The sequence below is a fragment of the Hymenobacter fodinae genome (assembly GCF_004745825.1).
Taxonomy (GTDB): domain Bacteria; phylum Bacteroidota; class Bacteroidia; order Cytophagales; family Hymenobacteraceae; genus Hymenobacter; species Hymenobacter fodinae.
Map to the genome: position 1 here is coordinate 208,131 of NZ_SRLA01000007.1, position 14,602 is coordinate 222,732.

Annotated in this window: 13 protein-coding genes; 7 read left to right on the top strand and 6 right to left on the bottom strand. The window is 56.0% G+C overall.

Annotation, left to right across the window (positions count from 1 at the left end):
- The first annotated feature begins 4 nt into the window (after positions 1-4).
- The 3 genes from EU556_RS24810 (at position 5) to EU556_RS24820 (ending at position 2,973) form a co-directional block, all read left to right on the top strand.
- Entirely contained in the window at positions 5-1,753 is a 1,749-nt protein-coding gene (locus EU556_RS24810) for a S8/S53 family peptidase (RefSeq protein ID WP_135436945.1), read from the top strand.
- Positions 1,754-1,859: 106 nt separating this feature from the next.
- Entirely contained in the window at positions 1,860-2,339 is a 480-nt protein-coding gene (locus EU556_RS24815) for a hypothetical protein (RefSeq protein WP_135436946.1), read from the top strand.
- A gap of 73 nt (positions 2,340-2,412) precedes the next feature.
- Entirely contained in the window at positions 2,413-2,973 is a 561-nt protein-coding gene (locus tag EU556_RS24820) for a hypothetical protein (protein WP_210116373.1), read from the top strand.
- Between the two features lie 1,128 nt (positions 2,974-4,101).
- Here the strand turns inward: EU556_RS24820 and EU556_RS24825 are convergent.
- The 6 genes from EU556_RS24825 to EU556_RS24850 all read right to left on the bottom strand — a co-directional run bounded on the left by EU556_RS24825 (position 4,102) and on the right by EU556_RS24850 (position 10,370).
- Complete coding sequence (locus tag EU556_RS24825; RefSeq protein WP_135436948.1) at positions 4,102-4,368, bottom strand: hypothetical protein; 267 nt, start codon at positions 4,366-4,368, stop codon at positions 4,102-4,104.
- Between the two features lie 258 nt (positions 4,369-4,626).
- The gene (locus tag EU556_RS24830; RefSeq protein ID WP_135436949.1) at positions 4,627-5,370 is read right to left on the bottom strand and encodes a hypothetical protein; all 744 of its coding nucleotides are present in this window, start codon (positions 5,368-5,370) and stop codon (positions 4,627-4,629) included.
- Between the two features lie 11 nt (positions 5,371-5,381).
- On the bottom strand, positions 5,382-6,416 hold the full coding sequence (locus EU556_RS24835) for a hypothetical protein (RefSeq protein ID WP_135436950.1): 1,035 nt from the start codon (positions 6,414-6,416) through the stop codon (positions 5,382-5,384).
- 83 nt (positions 6,417-6,499) lie between these two features.
- A complete protein-coding gene (locus EU556_RS24840) occupies positions 6,500-8,053 on the bottom strand; it encodes a helix-hairpin-helix domain-containing protein (protein WP_210116374.1) in 1,554 nt (517 codons plus the stop codon).
- 69 nt (positions 8,054-8,122) lie between these two features.
- The gene (locus EU556_RS24845; RefSeq protein WP_135436951.1) at positions 8,123-9,529 is read right to left on the bottom strand and encodes a PP2C family serine/threonine-protein phosphatase; all 1,407 of its coding nucleotides are present in this window, start codon (positions 9,527-9,529) and stop codon (positions 8,123-8,125) included.
- A gap of 202 nt (positions 9,530-9,731) precedes the next feature.
- Positions 9,732-10,370 carry a vWA domain-containing protein gene (locus EU556_RS24850; RefSeq protein WP_135436952.1) on the bottom strand — a complete coding sequence of 213 codons (639 nt, stop codon included), beginning with the start codon at positions 10,368-10,370 and terminating at the stop codon, positions 9,732-9,734.
- A gap of 590 nt (positions 10,371-10,960) precedes the next feature.
- Between EU556_RS24850 and EU556_RS24855 the strand changes: the two genes are divergently transcribed.
- From EU556_RS24855 to EU556_RS24870, 4 genes are all read left to right on the top strand, one after another.
- Complete coding sequence (locus tag EU556_RS24855; protein ID WP_135436953.1) at positions 10,961-11,428, top strand: LexA family protein; 468 nt, start codon at positions 10,961-10,963, stop codon at positions 11,426-11,428.
- A gap of 36 nt (positions 11,429-11,464) precedes the next feature.
- Positions 11,465-12,787 carry a Y-family DNA polymerase gene (locus EU556_RS24860; RefSeq protein WP_135436954.1) on the top strand — a complete coding sequence of 441 codons (1,323 nt, stop codon included), beginning with the start codon at positions 11,465-11,467 and terminating at the stop codon, positions 12,785-12,787.
- Positions 12,788-12,807: 20 nt separating this feature from the next.
- The gene (locus tag EU556_RS24865; RefSeq protein WP_135436955.1) at positions 12,808-13,215 is read left to right on the top strand and encodes a hypothetical protein; all 408 of its coding nucleotides are present in this window, start codon (positions 12,808-12,810) and stop codon (positions 13,213-13,215) included.
- Positions 13,216-13,766: 551 nt separating this feature from the next.
- Entirely contained in the window at positions 13,767-14,519 is a 753-nt protein-coding gene (locus tag EU556_RS24870) for a ParA family protein (protein ID WP_167855713.1), read from the top strand.
- The last annotated feature ends 83 nt before the right edge of the window (positions 14,520-14,602 follow it).

Sequence of the window (14,602 nt, forward strand, 5' to 3'; positions counted from 1 at the left end):
GCCCATGTGCCCGTTTCCCTCCCCAGTTACTGGTCTGCTCGTCGAAGCAGCTCCCTCCCGCACCCGCGGCACTAAGGCTGGCCCTTCCGCAGCGCCTCCTCGGCACCTTGCTGACCTTAAGTTTAAAGTAGAACCGTTGCAGTCAGCTGTTGCTGGCACCCGCAGTCGGGGACCAGGCAGTACGCCCACTGCTGGTAGGCCGGCTCGTTATCTGGCTCATACCCCGGTGGTATCCGACATGTTGCCTTGGGATTTGGCTCATGCTTATCGGGCGGAGCATGGCTCAACCGTGGGCTTCGTGGAGCCTGACTTGCCGCAGGACTACACCTTTCAGCCCGACCGCGCGCCGCAAGGGCTGCGTACCCGCTCTTTTGGGCCAGACAAGTGCGACGATGGTACGCCTTATAGCGGCTGTTGGCCGCACCCTAGCGAGCCGCGCATCTGGCATCTGGACGACGACTTCTCTCAGCTACGGGCAGCTCGAGAATACGCGCAGCAGGGTACGTCGAATGCTAAGGTGCGCATCGCCCATCTCGATACGGGCTACTCCCCCACCCACCTTACTTGCCCCCAACATTTGGACACGCGCAATCAGCGGGACTTTGTGGATGGCGGCACTCAGGCGTATGACCGGGGGGCCGAGGGCACCATGCTCAATCCCGGCCACGGGACGGCGACATTAGCGCTTTTAGCGGGCGGCATTATAAATCCTGCGCAATATGGATTTGCCGAAGAACTGGGAGGAGCCCCGTTTGCGGAAGTATTACCGTTGCGAATAAGCGCTAGCGTGGTATTATGGCGCACGAGCTCATTTGTACAGGCGTTGGAGCACTTGGTGCGCCTTCCTCCTGCTGACCAAGTACAGATAATTACGATGAGTATGGGGGGCTTGGCTTCCAGAGCTTGGGCTGATGCCGTGAATCGAGCGTATGAAGCCGGCATTTTCATCGTGACGGCTGCTGGCAACAACATGGGCAATAAAACGCCCCGTCACTTGGTATACCCCGCCCGATTTGGGCGGGTAGTGGCAGCCTGTGGTGCGTGCTATGACAGTAGCCCGTACAACCGGCGCGACAATGGCACTGAAATGCAGGGCAATTATGGACCTTTGCCGCTGATGAGGCATGCTATGGCAGCGTACACCCCTAATCTACCCTGGGCTAAGATGGCTGATGCCGCCCAAATAGATCTGGATGGGGCGGGCACCTCGTCGGCTACCCCACAGGTGGCCGCCGCCGCCGCTTGCTATTGGCGACGGCACGAGAAAGAACTCCAGCAACTACCGGCTCCCTGGATGCGGGTAGAAGCGGTTCGTCGAGCCCTGTTTAGTACGGCTGGCCGCAGCACAATCATAACGGATGACGAGGATCATGATTTGTTCTTTGGGCATGGGCTGCTGCGGGCCCGTGCCGCCTTAGAGGTGCCCGTACCAGCGCCTGATCAGTTACAACTCACACCGGCTGACGAGGTCCATTTTCCCATCTTCAATGTACTCTTTCGGGAGGCTCCACCAAGTTCATTACGCGGAGAAGGTGCCACTCGTCCGGCTCCTGACAGCGTTGCTATTGAAATGCTGACTCAAGAACTGCTGCAGCTAACCCAACAGCACCATGAGCTAGAAGAGTTACTCGGGGACCAACTTCTATACCCTGCCCAACTCGCCCGTCCAGCGCGTAATGAGTTTATTGAGAGAGTTCTAGCAATGCACGAATCTTCTCAGGCCCTCAGGACATATTTGAAGTCGAGAGCCTAGGTTAGCATTATCAATTATTAAATAACAGAACCTACCTTCTTGGTTAAATTAATTATTCAACGTCTTAAATTACACAGAAGTAATTTACAACTTTAATTTAACGTTTATGGTAAAGTTTATTCTGACGTTGCTTCTGGCGGTTTGCTCTAGGTTTGTACTCGGACAAAATGCCACACTCACTATTAATGGAATTGTAAACAATGATCGTAAAATTCTTGTTAAGAACGAAGATATCATAAAAATATTAATCACTTTACCTAATTCAATTCCAAGTAGCCATGCCTTGGATAAAGTAGAAGCTACAGCATGCTACTCCAACCCGGAACAAAGCATGGAACAACAAGCTTCAAATAAAATATTTAGTTTATATAATAAATTATCTAAAGATGAAACAAAATATAGATATATGGTTAATTTCAATAACCAAGTAGGGAATAATTCAATTGAAATAAAATTCAAAGCGAATGAAATATCCCCGTGTAAGGGAGTATTTTTTTGGATTAAAATATATGAAAATAATACATACACAAACGGCATAAAACAAATACCAGGATTCAAGAGCACTTATACTTTTATGATACAATAGAATTACAATGACTTCTTTATTCATTCTAAAATAGCATATTTTGTAAGGCAAACTACTTAAAAACACTTGTATTATGTTTAAAAAAATGAATCTAGACCATTTTTTTACATTGTTAGGTCTAATTGCTACCGCTGGTGCTCTGTGGTTTTCCTCACAAAATATTCGCGACACAGAGAAGTGGAAAAAAGGGGAATTTATTGTTAATCAGTATGAAAAATTTGCTAGTGATACAGCGGTTATTTTTGCCATTAAGACACTTGACTATCAATCAAGATTTGTAAATAAGCAACTTGGAATTATTACCAGAGACAAGGTAACTCTTTGTTTGCAGCCAAAACCAAAAGGTGTTGATATGAAATTAAATGCTATGGTGCGAGCAAACTTTGATCAATATTTAGACAAGCTTAGCTTATTTAACCGCTATGAACAAAGCGGCTTAATGACTAAGGAAGATATAGAGCCCTATATTAAATATCATATTAAACTAATAGCAGGACCTACAGAGGAAGAGAACCTAAAAGAGCTGCAGCATGAATTATGGGGGTATATAGACAGATACGAGTTTAATGACGTGAAGCAACTGTGCTTTTTATTCGGACATGACATTACAGTCATTGATGAAAAAAACAAATAGTTCATAGATTTGATATTGCATTTTTTATATTAATTTTACTATAACTATAATAAATATAATTTGATCTTAATTGATACTATAGAATATTATTGGATATAATTTATTCATCATATCCGGCTCGATTAATTAGATGATTTGTTATATTATCTGACTGTGGTAAAATCACAGGTGATTGTTAGCTTGTCCGATGCTCCCAACTACGCTTCCTAGCAGAAAATGCGGTAGCGCGGCACTATGCAAAAACGGTAGCCTGAACGTGCAGCCCGAGTATCAATACACACTTGCCGTTATCCAGACGTTGTTTACGCCAACGGAGCCCCATGAAGCAGCGCACTACACACAGGAAAGCTACTAGTAGGGATTTTCGCAACTAATTGTTCGATTGACTAGTATCTCGCGCCCAACCATCGTGCGGCTAACAAAAAAGCGCAGGCCGATAGATACGGAGCCTCTTCTCGCAAGCAGCATCTGACTTAAAAAACACTGTGTTAAAGGTAGTTTTACGTGCGGTAAACGGGCATTAACAACAGGAAAAGAAGGGTACTCCAAATTTAACCTACTGTATCTGTTAGCCCTATATCATAGGGTGCATGCACTACGTTACCGTTAACATAACGATGATAAAGCGCATGATTTGGCTGACTGTGAGTTTGTTGGTGGCGCTGCTACTTTACCCCTTCAAGCTGGCCTTTCTAGTTTTCATTAGGCCCGTCCACCTGCCGACGTTGGGCTTCCGTGGATGGTCACGTACGCGCTCAACGAACACCTACTTGTTCCCACCTGTGTGCGGTCGCTGCTGCTCATGGTAGGTGGCGTACTCTTTTTTACCGCCTTCCTTTCGTGGTTCAATAAGGACGCATTCGGGAGAAACCTGCGCGGGTTGCTGCTGAACTGAAAAGGGAACGGGTTTGGCCTCGTGGATTCCTTGGTTCTAGCCTGCCAACTAGATGCTTGGCTGCTCTTTCGGAACCCGCCTCACGCAGTATATAGTGGTCACCAGCATACCTCGTTAAGCTAAACATGATGTTCAGATAAAGCAGAGCTTTTGACTAGACCAGCCCAGGGCCAGCAGAACAGATACGCTAGTGAGCAGCGGAGTCTAGGTAGCACGTTGAGTGCTTCTAATGCTTATAGAACAACCATTACGTCAGTAAAGACGCGCTTCCGGCCGATGCGATAGGTGGGGATGTAGGCCAGCACCATCTCGAACAAGCGATGCGCTTCCTCCTCGCCATAGGGGAAGTACAAGGGGGCCGCTTTGTAGGCGATCACGTCCTGCTCACTCGCTAAATACCAGATCAGGTAGGCGGTCGGGTACGTAAGAGACCGAAGCGTTATTTTCCCTACGCAGGGAATGGCTTTCCCCTCCAGATGGGCAAGGGCACGGATGTTCATAGCCTATACAATATCAACCCCTGTTATAAGTCCTGCTAAGCGAGGCATCATATATCGCATAGTGCAACAGCCTTTCTGTAGTGGCCCACCCCACCTGCACCCCGATGCCCCAAATAGAAGACCCTGCTGCTTGACTGGCAGGAATTGGCGGCAGCTACACCCGGCTTCGCTTCTAAAGGCGCCGCGGTGAATGTCTTCAACCAGAGAAGAGGCCACGCCGCAGAGCAAGCGAGTTTCACCTCGCCGGGTGCTAACCCTTTAAAAGTGTTGCGCTATTTTCTGCAGCTCGGTCTGAATTTCCTTTTGCTTGTTTTCGCCAGCCAGCAAGAAAGAGTTTTTAGTCGTGTTCAGTTTCTCCTTCGTGAGGGTGATCTCCTGGGATATCTGGTTGATCTCCGTTTTCAGGGTATTCAGGCGTTGGGTAAGGGTTTGCAGCTCCTGCGCTTTCTGCTGCAGCTGCTCTTCCCGGGGCCGCACCTCCTTCTGGTACTGCTGCGCCTGGGCGCTCTGAAAAGCATTTAAATCCCGACCAATCAAATTCAGGTATTCCTGTCCGGTTGCCAGAAGCTTTTCCTTGGTGAGGCCGGTGCTTTTCAACACGTTGAAAGCAGTCTGGTACTTGAGGGCTTCGTCCTGAATGTCGTCGATGTCTAGTTTGCTGTCCACGAACTCTTTGTAATCCGCTCCCTGGAACAAGGGGTTGCGGGCGTTGGCCTCCTCCACCAACCGTTCAAAGTACTGGGCGTGCTCGGGCAAGGGTTCCGTGATGGTACCTCCGGCCGAATAGGTGGGCACATGGTCTGGAATCGTAATAGGGGCGGTGGGGCCATTGATCAGCGGATGCTGGGCGTTCTCGGGAGCAGCCGGTACTGCTGGAGGGAGGAAGGAAGGGGATGTAGGCTCCGCCGGAGCGGGGACCGGTGGCGTTGGTTTTGCGGGTTTCTGCTTGGACTCGTCTTCAAACTCCACAAAAGGAGTCAACAACTGCTTTAAGAAACTCATGAGAAGAGGCCTTATTGGTTGAGGCTCAGCAGGAACCCGATGGTGAAGTTGGCATCCCAGTCAAACACGAAGGTGTCGGTGCCGGAGGCCTCAGCCAAGGCTTTGTAAATAGTCAAGCCGGAGGCCATTTTCTTATCTACTGCCTGGTACGCCCCGGGATCCCTTAATACGGTATATCTCTCCTGCCCTTGGCGGTGCTGCTTGGCCAGAGTAAAGGGTACCCCACCCAAGATGAAGCCGATATTGCGCTTATTCTCGGGCAGTTTAGCCACCAGCGTTTTCACCTGGTTGTACACCTGCTCATCGGCGATGCCTTTCTCGTAGTACTTGGCGCCGGGCAGCTCAATGGATTGGAGGCGGCCATTCTCCTGCCAGGAGATTTTGGTATTCCCGGAGCCAATGTCTACCAGGAAAGAGTTGTCGGCGAAGGCGGGCGGGACGGTGGCCGAGAAGCCCAGCTTGCCTTCCTGCTCGGCCGTGACATTGTTTACGACATACCCCATCTTCTTCAGCTCGTTGCTGATGATGGCGGTTTTAGGTTCTTTCTGGGCGCCCGAGGAAATGACGAAGTGCATGTTTCTATTGGCCACGCCTTTGTCAAACATGGCCGACAGGTATTTTTTCAGGCCGGCTCTGATGTCGGCGGTGGTGGCCAGGCCTTCGTAGGCCAGGGATTCGCCGAAATCTTTGGACACAATCTCCCAGCGCTTCTGCCGATCCATGTTGATGACGAAGGAGTTAAAGCCCGTGGCTCCTACTTCCACTACCCCCCGCAGCGTTCCATTCTCGGGTTTCTCGGGCGTGTAGGTGAATTCGCGGGTTTCCTCGGTCGGGCCGGCCGCAGCGGTACCAGGCGTAGTCGTTGAGCCAGCCGCTGCCGCCGTGGTATTGTCCGTGGTCTGGTTACTACCGGGTATGGTGGGTGAGGTAGTAGCGGAGGTAGTACTGTCGGTAGTGCTCCCTGACAAACGAGGTTTGAGGGCGAAATAGGCCAGCACCCCCATGATCAACAGAACAACAAGTATTCCTAGTGGCTTTATTCTCATCGTGGTAAGGGTTAGTGAGTCTTTATGTTATTCCCCTCTCTCAGCTTCTCTGTTTTTTCTGGTCTCTCACGACCGTAGCGGCTCTACTTGTTGGCCATGGTAATCACCACCACCCGGCCGCCTTCTTCCTTGGAGAGCAGGAGCTTCTTGCCGTCGGTGAGCTCTACCATGGTGTTCACGGGTATCTCCTTGTCTTCGGTGAGGTCTTTCAGAGAGGTGAGCTTCTGGTTGACAAAGACCCACTTATTCTGGTGAAAGGTGAAGTACCCCACCGGGGTCTTTTGCTCGTCCGTCAGTTTTTCATTTCGGACGACGTTCCGGTTCACGTGCCACTGGAACAGGTACTGGTTATGGTAGACCATGAGGCGGTGATTCTCGGGGCGCCAGACGGTGGGCTTGAACTCAAAATACAGGTCCAGTACGGGCAGCGTGCCCTTTACCGGGGTGCCGCAAAACGGACACTTGGGCGAGGTGGTATTATCAAACACAAACCACTTCTGCTGGCAGGCCGGGTTGCTGCAGGGCTGCATCAGATCGGTGGTTTTGAGTAGGGCCTGCTCCCACTGGTCGGCGTTGGGCCGCTGGTTAGGGTCGTGCAGGCCGGTGATAAAGGCCTGGTCAAACAACGCCTTCAGGTAGGGGCCGGTGATGGTGTAAGGCAGCTTCGTAACATCCGCCCAGGGCAGCGTCCACTTGGACACCTGATCCAGCTTCGGCCGGTTGGAGAGGTCCGTGGGGTGCTCAATGAACAAGGCCTTCTCCCCCATGGACAGCAGATCGTCCTGCTCCGTATCCAGGGAGTTGACCCTGCCGCCTTTCAGCGGATGCCGGTAGAGCAGATAGAGGTAAATCATGACCGGCAGGGCATGCAGGTCGGTGGTGCGGTTGGCGTGCTTGCGGTTGGGGTCGCGCAGCTCCAGGTGCTTGGTGGCCAGGACTTCGGGGGCAATGAAATCGGCGGTGCCGATAACATCCGGGGGGTACAAACCCGGTACTACTAGCCCGTCAATGTCAATGATGGTGGCGGATTTGCTGACCGGATCAATCAGCACGTTTTTGTAGGATAAATCCGAATGGGCCAGCCCGGCGGCGTGGAGGCGCTTCACCCCCCGGGCAATTTTCACGCAGATCTGGAAATAGCTAAGCCAGTTGCCCAGCTCGCTCTCATCCAGCCGCAGGGTGAACTGCGGGTGCCGAAACTTGGCCGAGGCAAACCACAAGCCTTGCTTTTCTTTGCCTTTGATGCCTTCGCTGGTGGCGTAGCCTTTCTGGAAAAAGAAGTTCTTGTTATAGGTGGGCACCACGAGCCCAACTTTGCCGTCGGGGGTTTCCACCATGTCGGTGGGCCAGCAGTACAGCTCCTTATAATATTGCCCCCCTTCCCGGTTAAAGAAGCTATCGTAGTACTGGGTCACCAGTTTCCGGAGCCGCTCCCGGGAGTTGTAATCCTGCTTGTCGCGGTAGAAAGCGATGACGTAGGATTTATCGGGCCCGAAATACACGTCCTTCATGCCGCCGCGCATGGGCTCGCCCGTATCCACGTAGGGGTAGGTTTTACCGGGCGTGATGATGGATGGCACCGACTTCGCGGATTGGCCGAGGTTAACGGAGAAGGTGGGGATACTGCCTTGGCTCACAGGTTCAATGCTATAATAGAGGTAGTACTCTGTTTCAGGTGCCTTTTCAGGTTTTCTTCCCTTAACGAGCTAGAAAACGATGGCCAGCGTCCGGTCGTCATGGTTACCGGGGCTCCAGAAATCCATCCAGCGGGAGAGCTGCGCTTCAATGTCGGGGTTCGTGGTGCTCAACTCCACCGCGGCCTTATCCTCGTTCTGCCCCTGTAAGTCCGCGAGAAACTCCTGCCACTTGGCCACGTTAGGCAGGTTGGCCTCCACCACGAACTTGGGGTCATAGATGCCATCCGACATCATGATCAGGTAAGAGAAGTCGTCGAGCAGCTTAAACCCAAAGCGGGTAGCGAACTTTTCATTCTGGAAAATCTCGGGCATGGTGATAAACCGGGTCCCGCCCCCGAACTCGCCCACGTCGATCCAGTTCATGAGCGTCACTTCACTCACGTCCTTGCTGAGCACGGCCATGGGACAGTCGCCGACGCCAAAGGAAAGCAGGGCGTACCCCACGTCGAACTTCTTGAACAGGGTGAAGATGAGCGTGCTGCTGAGGTCTTTCAACGTGACCTCCTGCGCCTTGGCGAAGCTTTCCAGCTGCTTGTGCACCTGAAAGGCCGCTTTGCCCAGGTTGTTGTAAACGAAGCGGTTAAGGTTTTTCTGGGTGTCTTCCCCGGTTTGGCTGGCGTGCTGCTGGACCAGGCTGTCAAACTCGGTCATGCTCTCCACGGACGCGGGCTCCAGAAAATAGTCGACCACGCCGGTGCAGGCCAGCGCCGAGCCTTTGCGGGATAGTTTTGCACTCCCGGCCCCATCCGACACTACCACGATGTTCCAGCCATTGGGCAGCTCCTTGAACGCAAAGTCATCTTCCCGGAACGAGCCCACGTTGGCGTGGGAGCGCCCGCGCTTGGAAGAAACCAGCAGGTGCCGGTCGCCCAGGGGAGAGAGCAAGGTGACCTCGTCTTCCTTCCAGTAGGGATCGTTCCTGTCGCTCTCCAGGCTTTTCCAGAGGCCTTTAGGATCGGGGTTGATGATGAGCAGAATGTCTTTTTGGTGGAAGGGTGCCTCCTCAGGCTGTCCTTCCACCTTGAAGTGAAGCGTAAACTTCAGGTCGCCGCTTTGGGTGGGCACCCCAGTAATCTGGTTGTTTTCGGCGCTGTAGCTCAACCCCAGGGCTTCCAGCCCCTCTATTTTAAAGGCGATAAGGTCGTTCCACCCATAGGCCTCAAAGTCAAAGGGAGCCGCATAGGGTTTGCCCACGGTAGCATTTGGAATACGAATGGGCTGCTGCACGATCTCAGCTATTCGGTCTTTGGTTTTCCAATTAGCCATGAGCTGTTCCTGATTTTTTCTGAGTTGGTCGAGAATGGCAAGATTGTGTTCTTCCTGTAAAAAGCGGTCGAACAACTGCATCCGGTGCTCGGGAATGAGTAGGCCGTTGCGCTTGAAAAGATCAGTTACCAGTTGTTTTGCATCGGCCATTCCTGCGGTTGGGCTTACGGGGTGAAACTCACTTGCTCGAGGCTTACTCTCCAGGCTACCCTGTTGCCCTTGAGGCTGCCGCTCCCTGATCGTCCTTGACCGCGCAGTCTACTGCCGGGGGCCTAATCCGATAAGAAAGCAAGGAAGAGGCAGCTGCATATTCTGGTCAGCCCCTTCCTTGCTTGGGGAGGTGGGCACGTGCTTAGGTGACGATATTCAACTCGGCGGGAGGCGGGGGCAATTCTCCCATTCCGGTTACTTCCTGGCCGCCATCCTCCACCTTGGTGGAGGAAACGCCAATGGAGGCGCTCACCCAGGTGAAGAACTTGGCAATGCTTTGGCTGTCGGCGGTGTCAAGGCTGACGACATTTTCCGTGATCTGCTGCAGGAGCGCAGAATCGGCGGCGCTACCCGCGGCGCAAGCCACGGTAAAGGCGGTTTTGCGTTTTCGGAATTCCTCTAGGCCCAGTTGCCAGTCATCGGTGGGAATACCATCGGTCATGATGAACACCAGGGGTTTCCAGTCGCCTTTCTGCTCGGCCGTGGTTTTGGTAACCTCCTGGTCGATGCAGGTAGAAACTAGCTTCAGCGCTTCGCCCAAGCTGGTCGTGCCCGTGGCCCGGATGTCCACCATCTGAAAGGAAGCCAGGTCGGTTAAGGGCACTACTTGCTTGGCCTCACTGTCAAAGGTGATGATGCTGATGAAGGCCGTCTCAATGGCCTGCGGATTCTGCCGCAACGAACTAATCATGACCTGAACCCCATTTTTAACTGCTTCAATGGGCTCGCCGGTCATGGAACCGGAGGTGTCCAGTAATAAATAGACGGGTAGTCTCCTCATCGTGTTAGGGTTTGAATTAGCGGTTGACCCGTTTAACGAAGCCGTTTGGGCAAGGTTTGGTAGCTGCCTTGGCAATGTTCCCAATCGAATAGAAGCCCACGGGGTGCCAGCATGCTGGCACCCCGTGGGCTTCTATTCGATTGGGAGGGCACGCATCTGCCTTTGTCCCGCGGCGCATTCACCAAGCGAGACAGCCCGACCTCCCCGGAGGTAGATTTAGGAAGCAAGTAAGATGCCTGGCCGCTAGGCGGGTACTACCGGCTCATCCAGGATATGTTCGCGCAGGAAGTCTGCTGGGCTGGGCACTATTACTTTTTGAGCGGTTTCCATGGGTCCTCACCGCTCTAATAACCGCCCTTTCGGTTGACGCTGGATTGAACGGCGAGCGTACTAGTTATTTTAGCGCCCAAACAGTATCCTCAGCGCATAAAGCGAAGGCGGCGAAGCCAGCGGACATCCCAGCCAGCAATTACATATAGCAGTAAATCAATATAATAATCCACCGTCCCAGCACCCCTCGGCGTTTCGCCTAGCCAACCAACTACTAATTATTTTAGTATAATTGCGGTGCTCTTTACCCCACTGCCCCTATGACAACTATCGAACTGATCGAAGTTGGCGATCCGACCACCACCCGGTGGCTGCCCTTATTCGCGACGCTGGTGCCCGCCGGCTTTCCGTCGCCCGCCTCCGACGAGCTGGAAGAGCTCTTTGACCTGAACCGCATCCTGTTCCGCCACCCCGAGGCCACCTACCTGATCCGCGTCGCCGGGGAAAGCATGACCAACGCCGAGATCCACGCCGGCGACCTGCTGGCCGTGGACAAGCACCTCGAGGCCGACCACAACCACATCGTCGTCGCCGTGCTCGACGGGGAGTGCACCGTCAAGCGCCTGGTGCGGCGGGGCAGCGGCTGGTGGCTGCAGGCGGAAAACCCCGATTACCCCGACTACGAGATCACCGATCCGGAGAGCCTGCGCATCTGGGGCGTGGTCACCCACGTCGTCCACGAGCTGATTCCCGGCAAGCTCACCGCCCTGCTGCGCAGCCGCGACTAGGCCGCATCTTTTCTCTCACTGTAACTTACCCCAGGCATGTTCGGCTTAGTGGACGGCAACAACTTTTACGTAAGCTGCGAGCGGGTGTTCCAGCCCCGGCTCGACGGGTGCCCCGTCGTGGTGTTGAGCAACAACGACGGCAACGTAGTGAGCCGCTCCGCCGAAGCCAAGCAGCTGGGCATTGCCATGGGGGCGCCCTACTTCGAGGTGCGCGCGCTGCTGCGCCGCCACCAGGGCCACGCCCTGAGCTCGAACTACGCCCTCTACGGCGACATGAGCCGCCGCGTCATGGCCCGCCTGGCCGACCAGGCGCCCGCCGTGGAAGTGTACAGCATCGACGAGGCCTTCCTCGACCTGCACGGGCTGACCACCTACTGCGGCAGCCTCGACGAGCGCGCCCGCACCATCCGCCGCGACGTGCTGGCCTGCACCGGCATTCCCACCTGCGTGGGGATGGGCCCGACCAAGACCCTGGCCAAAGCCGCCAACCGCCTGGCCAAAAAGTACCCCGAGCTGCAGGGCCTGCTCCGCCTCGACACGGAAAGCCGCCGCGAGCGGGCCCTGCGCGCGCTGCCGGTCGCCGACGTGTGGGGCATCGGCCGCCAGTACGCCCAGCTGCTGGCCGCCCACAGCATCGGCACGGCCTGGGAGCTGGCCGGGGTGTCCGAGGCCTGGGCCCGCAAGCACCTGGGCGGAGTCGTGGGGTGGCGCCTCATCCAGGAGCTGCGCGGCCAGCCCTGCCAGGGGCTGCTGCCGAGTGAGGACGGCACCCTGGCCCGCCGCAGTATCCGCTGCTCCCGCTCCTTCGGCCAGCGCCTGACCGCCTTCGAGGACCTGTGGGGGGCCGTGACGACTTACCTGAGCCGGGCCGCCGAGAAGCTGCGCGCCCAGGGCGACCAGGCCCACGTGCTGACCGTCTTCCTCAGCCAGGACCGCTACGACCCGCGCCTGCCCCCACCCCACACCCGCTCCACCACCCTCACCCTGCCCGGCGGGCCCACCAGCCACACCCTGCAGCTGCTGGCTTACGCCCGCCGGCTGCTCGAACGGCTCTACGAGCCGGGCCGCGTCTACGTGAAAGCCGGCGTGGTGCTCGACGGCCTGGAGCCGCCCGGCCGGGGCCAGCAGCTGAGCTTGTTCGCTCCCGCCGCGCCGGCCCTGGTCCCCGCCCCGGAGGCGGGCCGCGCCCAGCAGCTGATGCGCACGCTCGACCGCTTGAACCGGCAGTTTGGCCGCGGCGCCGTGCGGCCCGCCGCCACAAATATCCCCGGCCGCCAGCCGGCCCCCTGGCAAGGCAACGCCCAGTACCGCAGCCCGGCCTACACCACTCGCTTGGAGGACCTGCTGCTGGTCCGCTAACTTTCCTCACTTCTTTCGTTATGGCAACCCGCAAGAAAGCTCCGCAAACCCTCGTCCTCGATGCCCCCCGGCCGGAAGATGCCGAGTACCCGGCGGCCCTGGACTCCCCCGATGATGTGCAGGCATCCCTGTGCCCAAGCTGCGGCGAGCTGCTGGCCTGGCACGAAGCGGCCTGCAGTACCGCGCCCCCGGCCGCCGGCCGGGAAGCCGCAGCCGAAGCTCCGGCCGCCGGGACCGCCGGCGGCTTTGCCTACGCCCTGGGGCAGGCGGTGCAGCCCGCCCCCGGGGCGCCGGTCCGGCCCGTTATTTGGCGCGGCCAGCTCAAAGCGCGTCACCCGCGCACCGGCCTGGTGCAGCGCCTCAACGTGTACCGGCTGGACAACGGCTACTGGGACTGCTACTACGAAGCGGAGCTGCGGGCGGCCTAGCCGGCCCCGGCCCGATCTTCCGAAAGCTCCTCCTCCCCTGCTCCCCGGTGCCCATTCCCGCCGCCCCGGGCGGGAGCCCGGGCCCTGGTCGACCCGCCGCTGGCGCGCTTCGGCAGCGCCGCCGGGCTCGCCGTGGCACCTCCGTGGACCGGTACGGGTGGGGTAGCAGCGCGGGACTGATAGCATCTAGATCATCTATCTAATCTTGTTTATCTATCTTATCTTGATGATCAAGATAAGATAGATAAACAAGATTAGATAGATGATCTAGCTTAGACCGGTGAGCCCGTTTGGCTGGGAAGCGCCTCGTCGTACTCTCAGCGCCCCTCCTCCTTGGCCCCTAGGGTGGCGATCAGCCGGCTGCGCCTTCCCAATGCCCCGCTCCGGAGCAGATCGGTTCCCTCGGGCCCCTCCCTTCCGTGCTGGATAACGGGCAGAAGGATCAAGTTCATCAAGATTATATTTATGATCTTGATAATATAGATTGTCCTGCTTTCCTTGCTTATCTACGTTGGATGGACGTTCTTTATCGCCTAGATAAGCAAGAACGTATGGAAATCTTCACTTTTGCCCTGCGCAAGGGCGGCACGGGAAAAAGCACTTCCGCCTGGGCCGTGGGCCACTGCCTGGCCCAGGCCGGCCACCGGGTGCTGCTGATTGATGCTGATGGCCAGGCCAACCTCACCCGGTGCCTGCCCGCCGTGGCCCCGGATAAGGGCTTAACCCGGGTTATTGACCACAAGGCGACCCTGCTCGAGGTCATGCAGCCCGTGGGCCCGAACCTGTGGCTGGTGGCGGCGGACGAGTCCCTGGTCGTGGCCGAGAAGGGGCTGGGCGCCGACCTGGCGTATCCGCTCCTGTTCAAGAAGGCCCTGAAAAACCTCGCGGCCCACATCGACTACGTGCTGATCGACAGCCCGCCCTCGCCCAACTCCCCCCTAACCGTGGCGGCCCTGACCGCGTCCACGAAGGTGTACGTGCCGGCCCAGCCCGAGCTGTTCAGCTTCGACGGGGTGAACAGCCTGCTGGAGCTCGTGACCAAGATCCAGGACAGCTACAATCCGGAGCTGGAAGTGGGCGGCATCTTCCTGACCAAGTACGCCGCCACCTACCGCAAGGGCTTACACCACCAGTTCGTGAAGCGCATGCGGGACCAGTTCGGCCCCCTGATCATGCACACCACCATCCGCGATAACGTGGCCATCCCGGAAGCGCAGGTGCAGCGGCGGCCCCTGCACGAGACTGCTCCGGGCTCGAATGCCCAGCTGGATTATCAGGCCCTCACCCAGGAAATCCTGGCCTGATTGTCTTGCCAGTCTTTATTATCTTGATGATATTTACATTCTTGATAATACATACTATCAAGATAAGCTATATTGGCAGGATA

What these genes read in the sequence shown, in the direction of transcription:
- EU556_RS24810 (WP_135436945.1), top strand. Translation starts at nt 5, where the DNA reads ATGTGCCCGTTTCCCTCCCCAGTTACTGGTCTGCTCGTCGAAGCAGCT.
- EU556_RS24815 (WP_135436946.1), top strand. Translation starts at nt 1,860, where the DNA reads ATGGTAAAGTTTATTCTGACGTTGCTTCTGGCGGTTTGCTCTAGGTTT.
- EU556_RS24820 (WP_210116373.1), top strand. Translation starts at nt 2,413, where the DNA reads ATGTTTAAAAAAATGAATCTAGACCATTTTTTTACATTGTTAGGTCTA.
- EU556_RS24825 (WP_135436948.1), bottom strand. Translation starts at nt 4,368, where the DNA reads ATGAACATCCGTGCCCTTGCCCATCTGGAGGGGAAAGCCATTCCCTGC.
- EU556_RS24830 (WP_135436949.1), bottom strand. Translation starts at nt 5,370, where the DNA reads ATGAGTTTCTTAAAGCAGTTGTTGACTCCTTTTGTGGAGTTTGAAGAC.
- EU556_RS24835 (WP_135436950.1), bottom strand. Translation starts at nt 6,416, where the DNA reads ATGAGAATAAAGCCACTAGGAATACTTGTTGTTCTGTTGATCATGGGG.
- EU556_RS24845 (WP_135436951.1), bottom strand. Translation starts at nt 9,529, where the DNA reads ATGGCCGATGCAAAACAACTGGTAACTGATCTTTTCAAGCGCAACGGC.
- EU556_RS24850 (WP_135436952.1), bottom strand. Translation starts at nt 10,370, where the DNA reads ATGAGGAGACTACCCGTCTATTTATTACTGGACACCTCCGGTTCCATG.
- EU556_RS24855 (WP_135436953.1), top strand. Translation starts at nt 10,961, where the DNA reads ATGACAACTATCGAACTGATCGAAGTTGGCGATCCGACCACCACCCGG.
- EU556_RS24860 (WP_135436954.1), top strand. Translation starts at nt 11,465, where the DNA reads ATGTTCGGCTTAGTGGACGGCAACAACTTTTACGTAAGCTGCGAGCGG.
- EU556_RS24865 (WP_135436955.1), top strand. Translation starts at nt 12,808, where the DNA reads ATGGCAACCCGCAAGAAAGCTCCGCAAACCCTCGTCCTCGATGCCCCC.
- EU556_RS24870 (WP_167855713.1), top strand. Translation starts at nt 13,767, where the DNA reads ATGGAAATCTTCACTTTTGCCCTGCGCAAGGGCGGCACGGGAAAAAGC.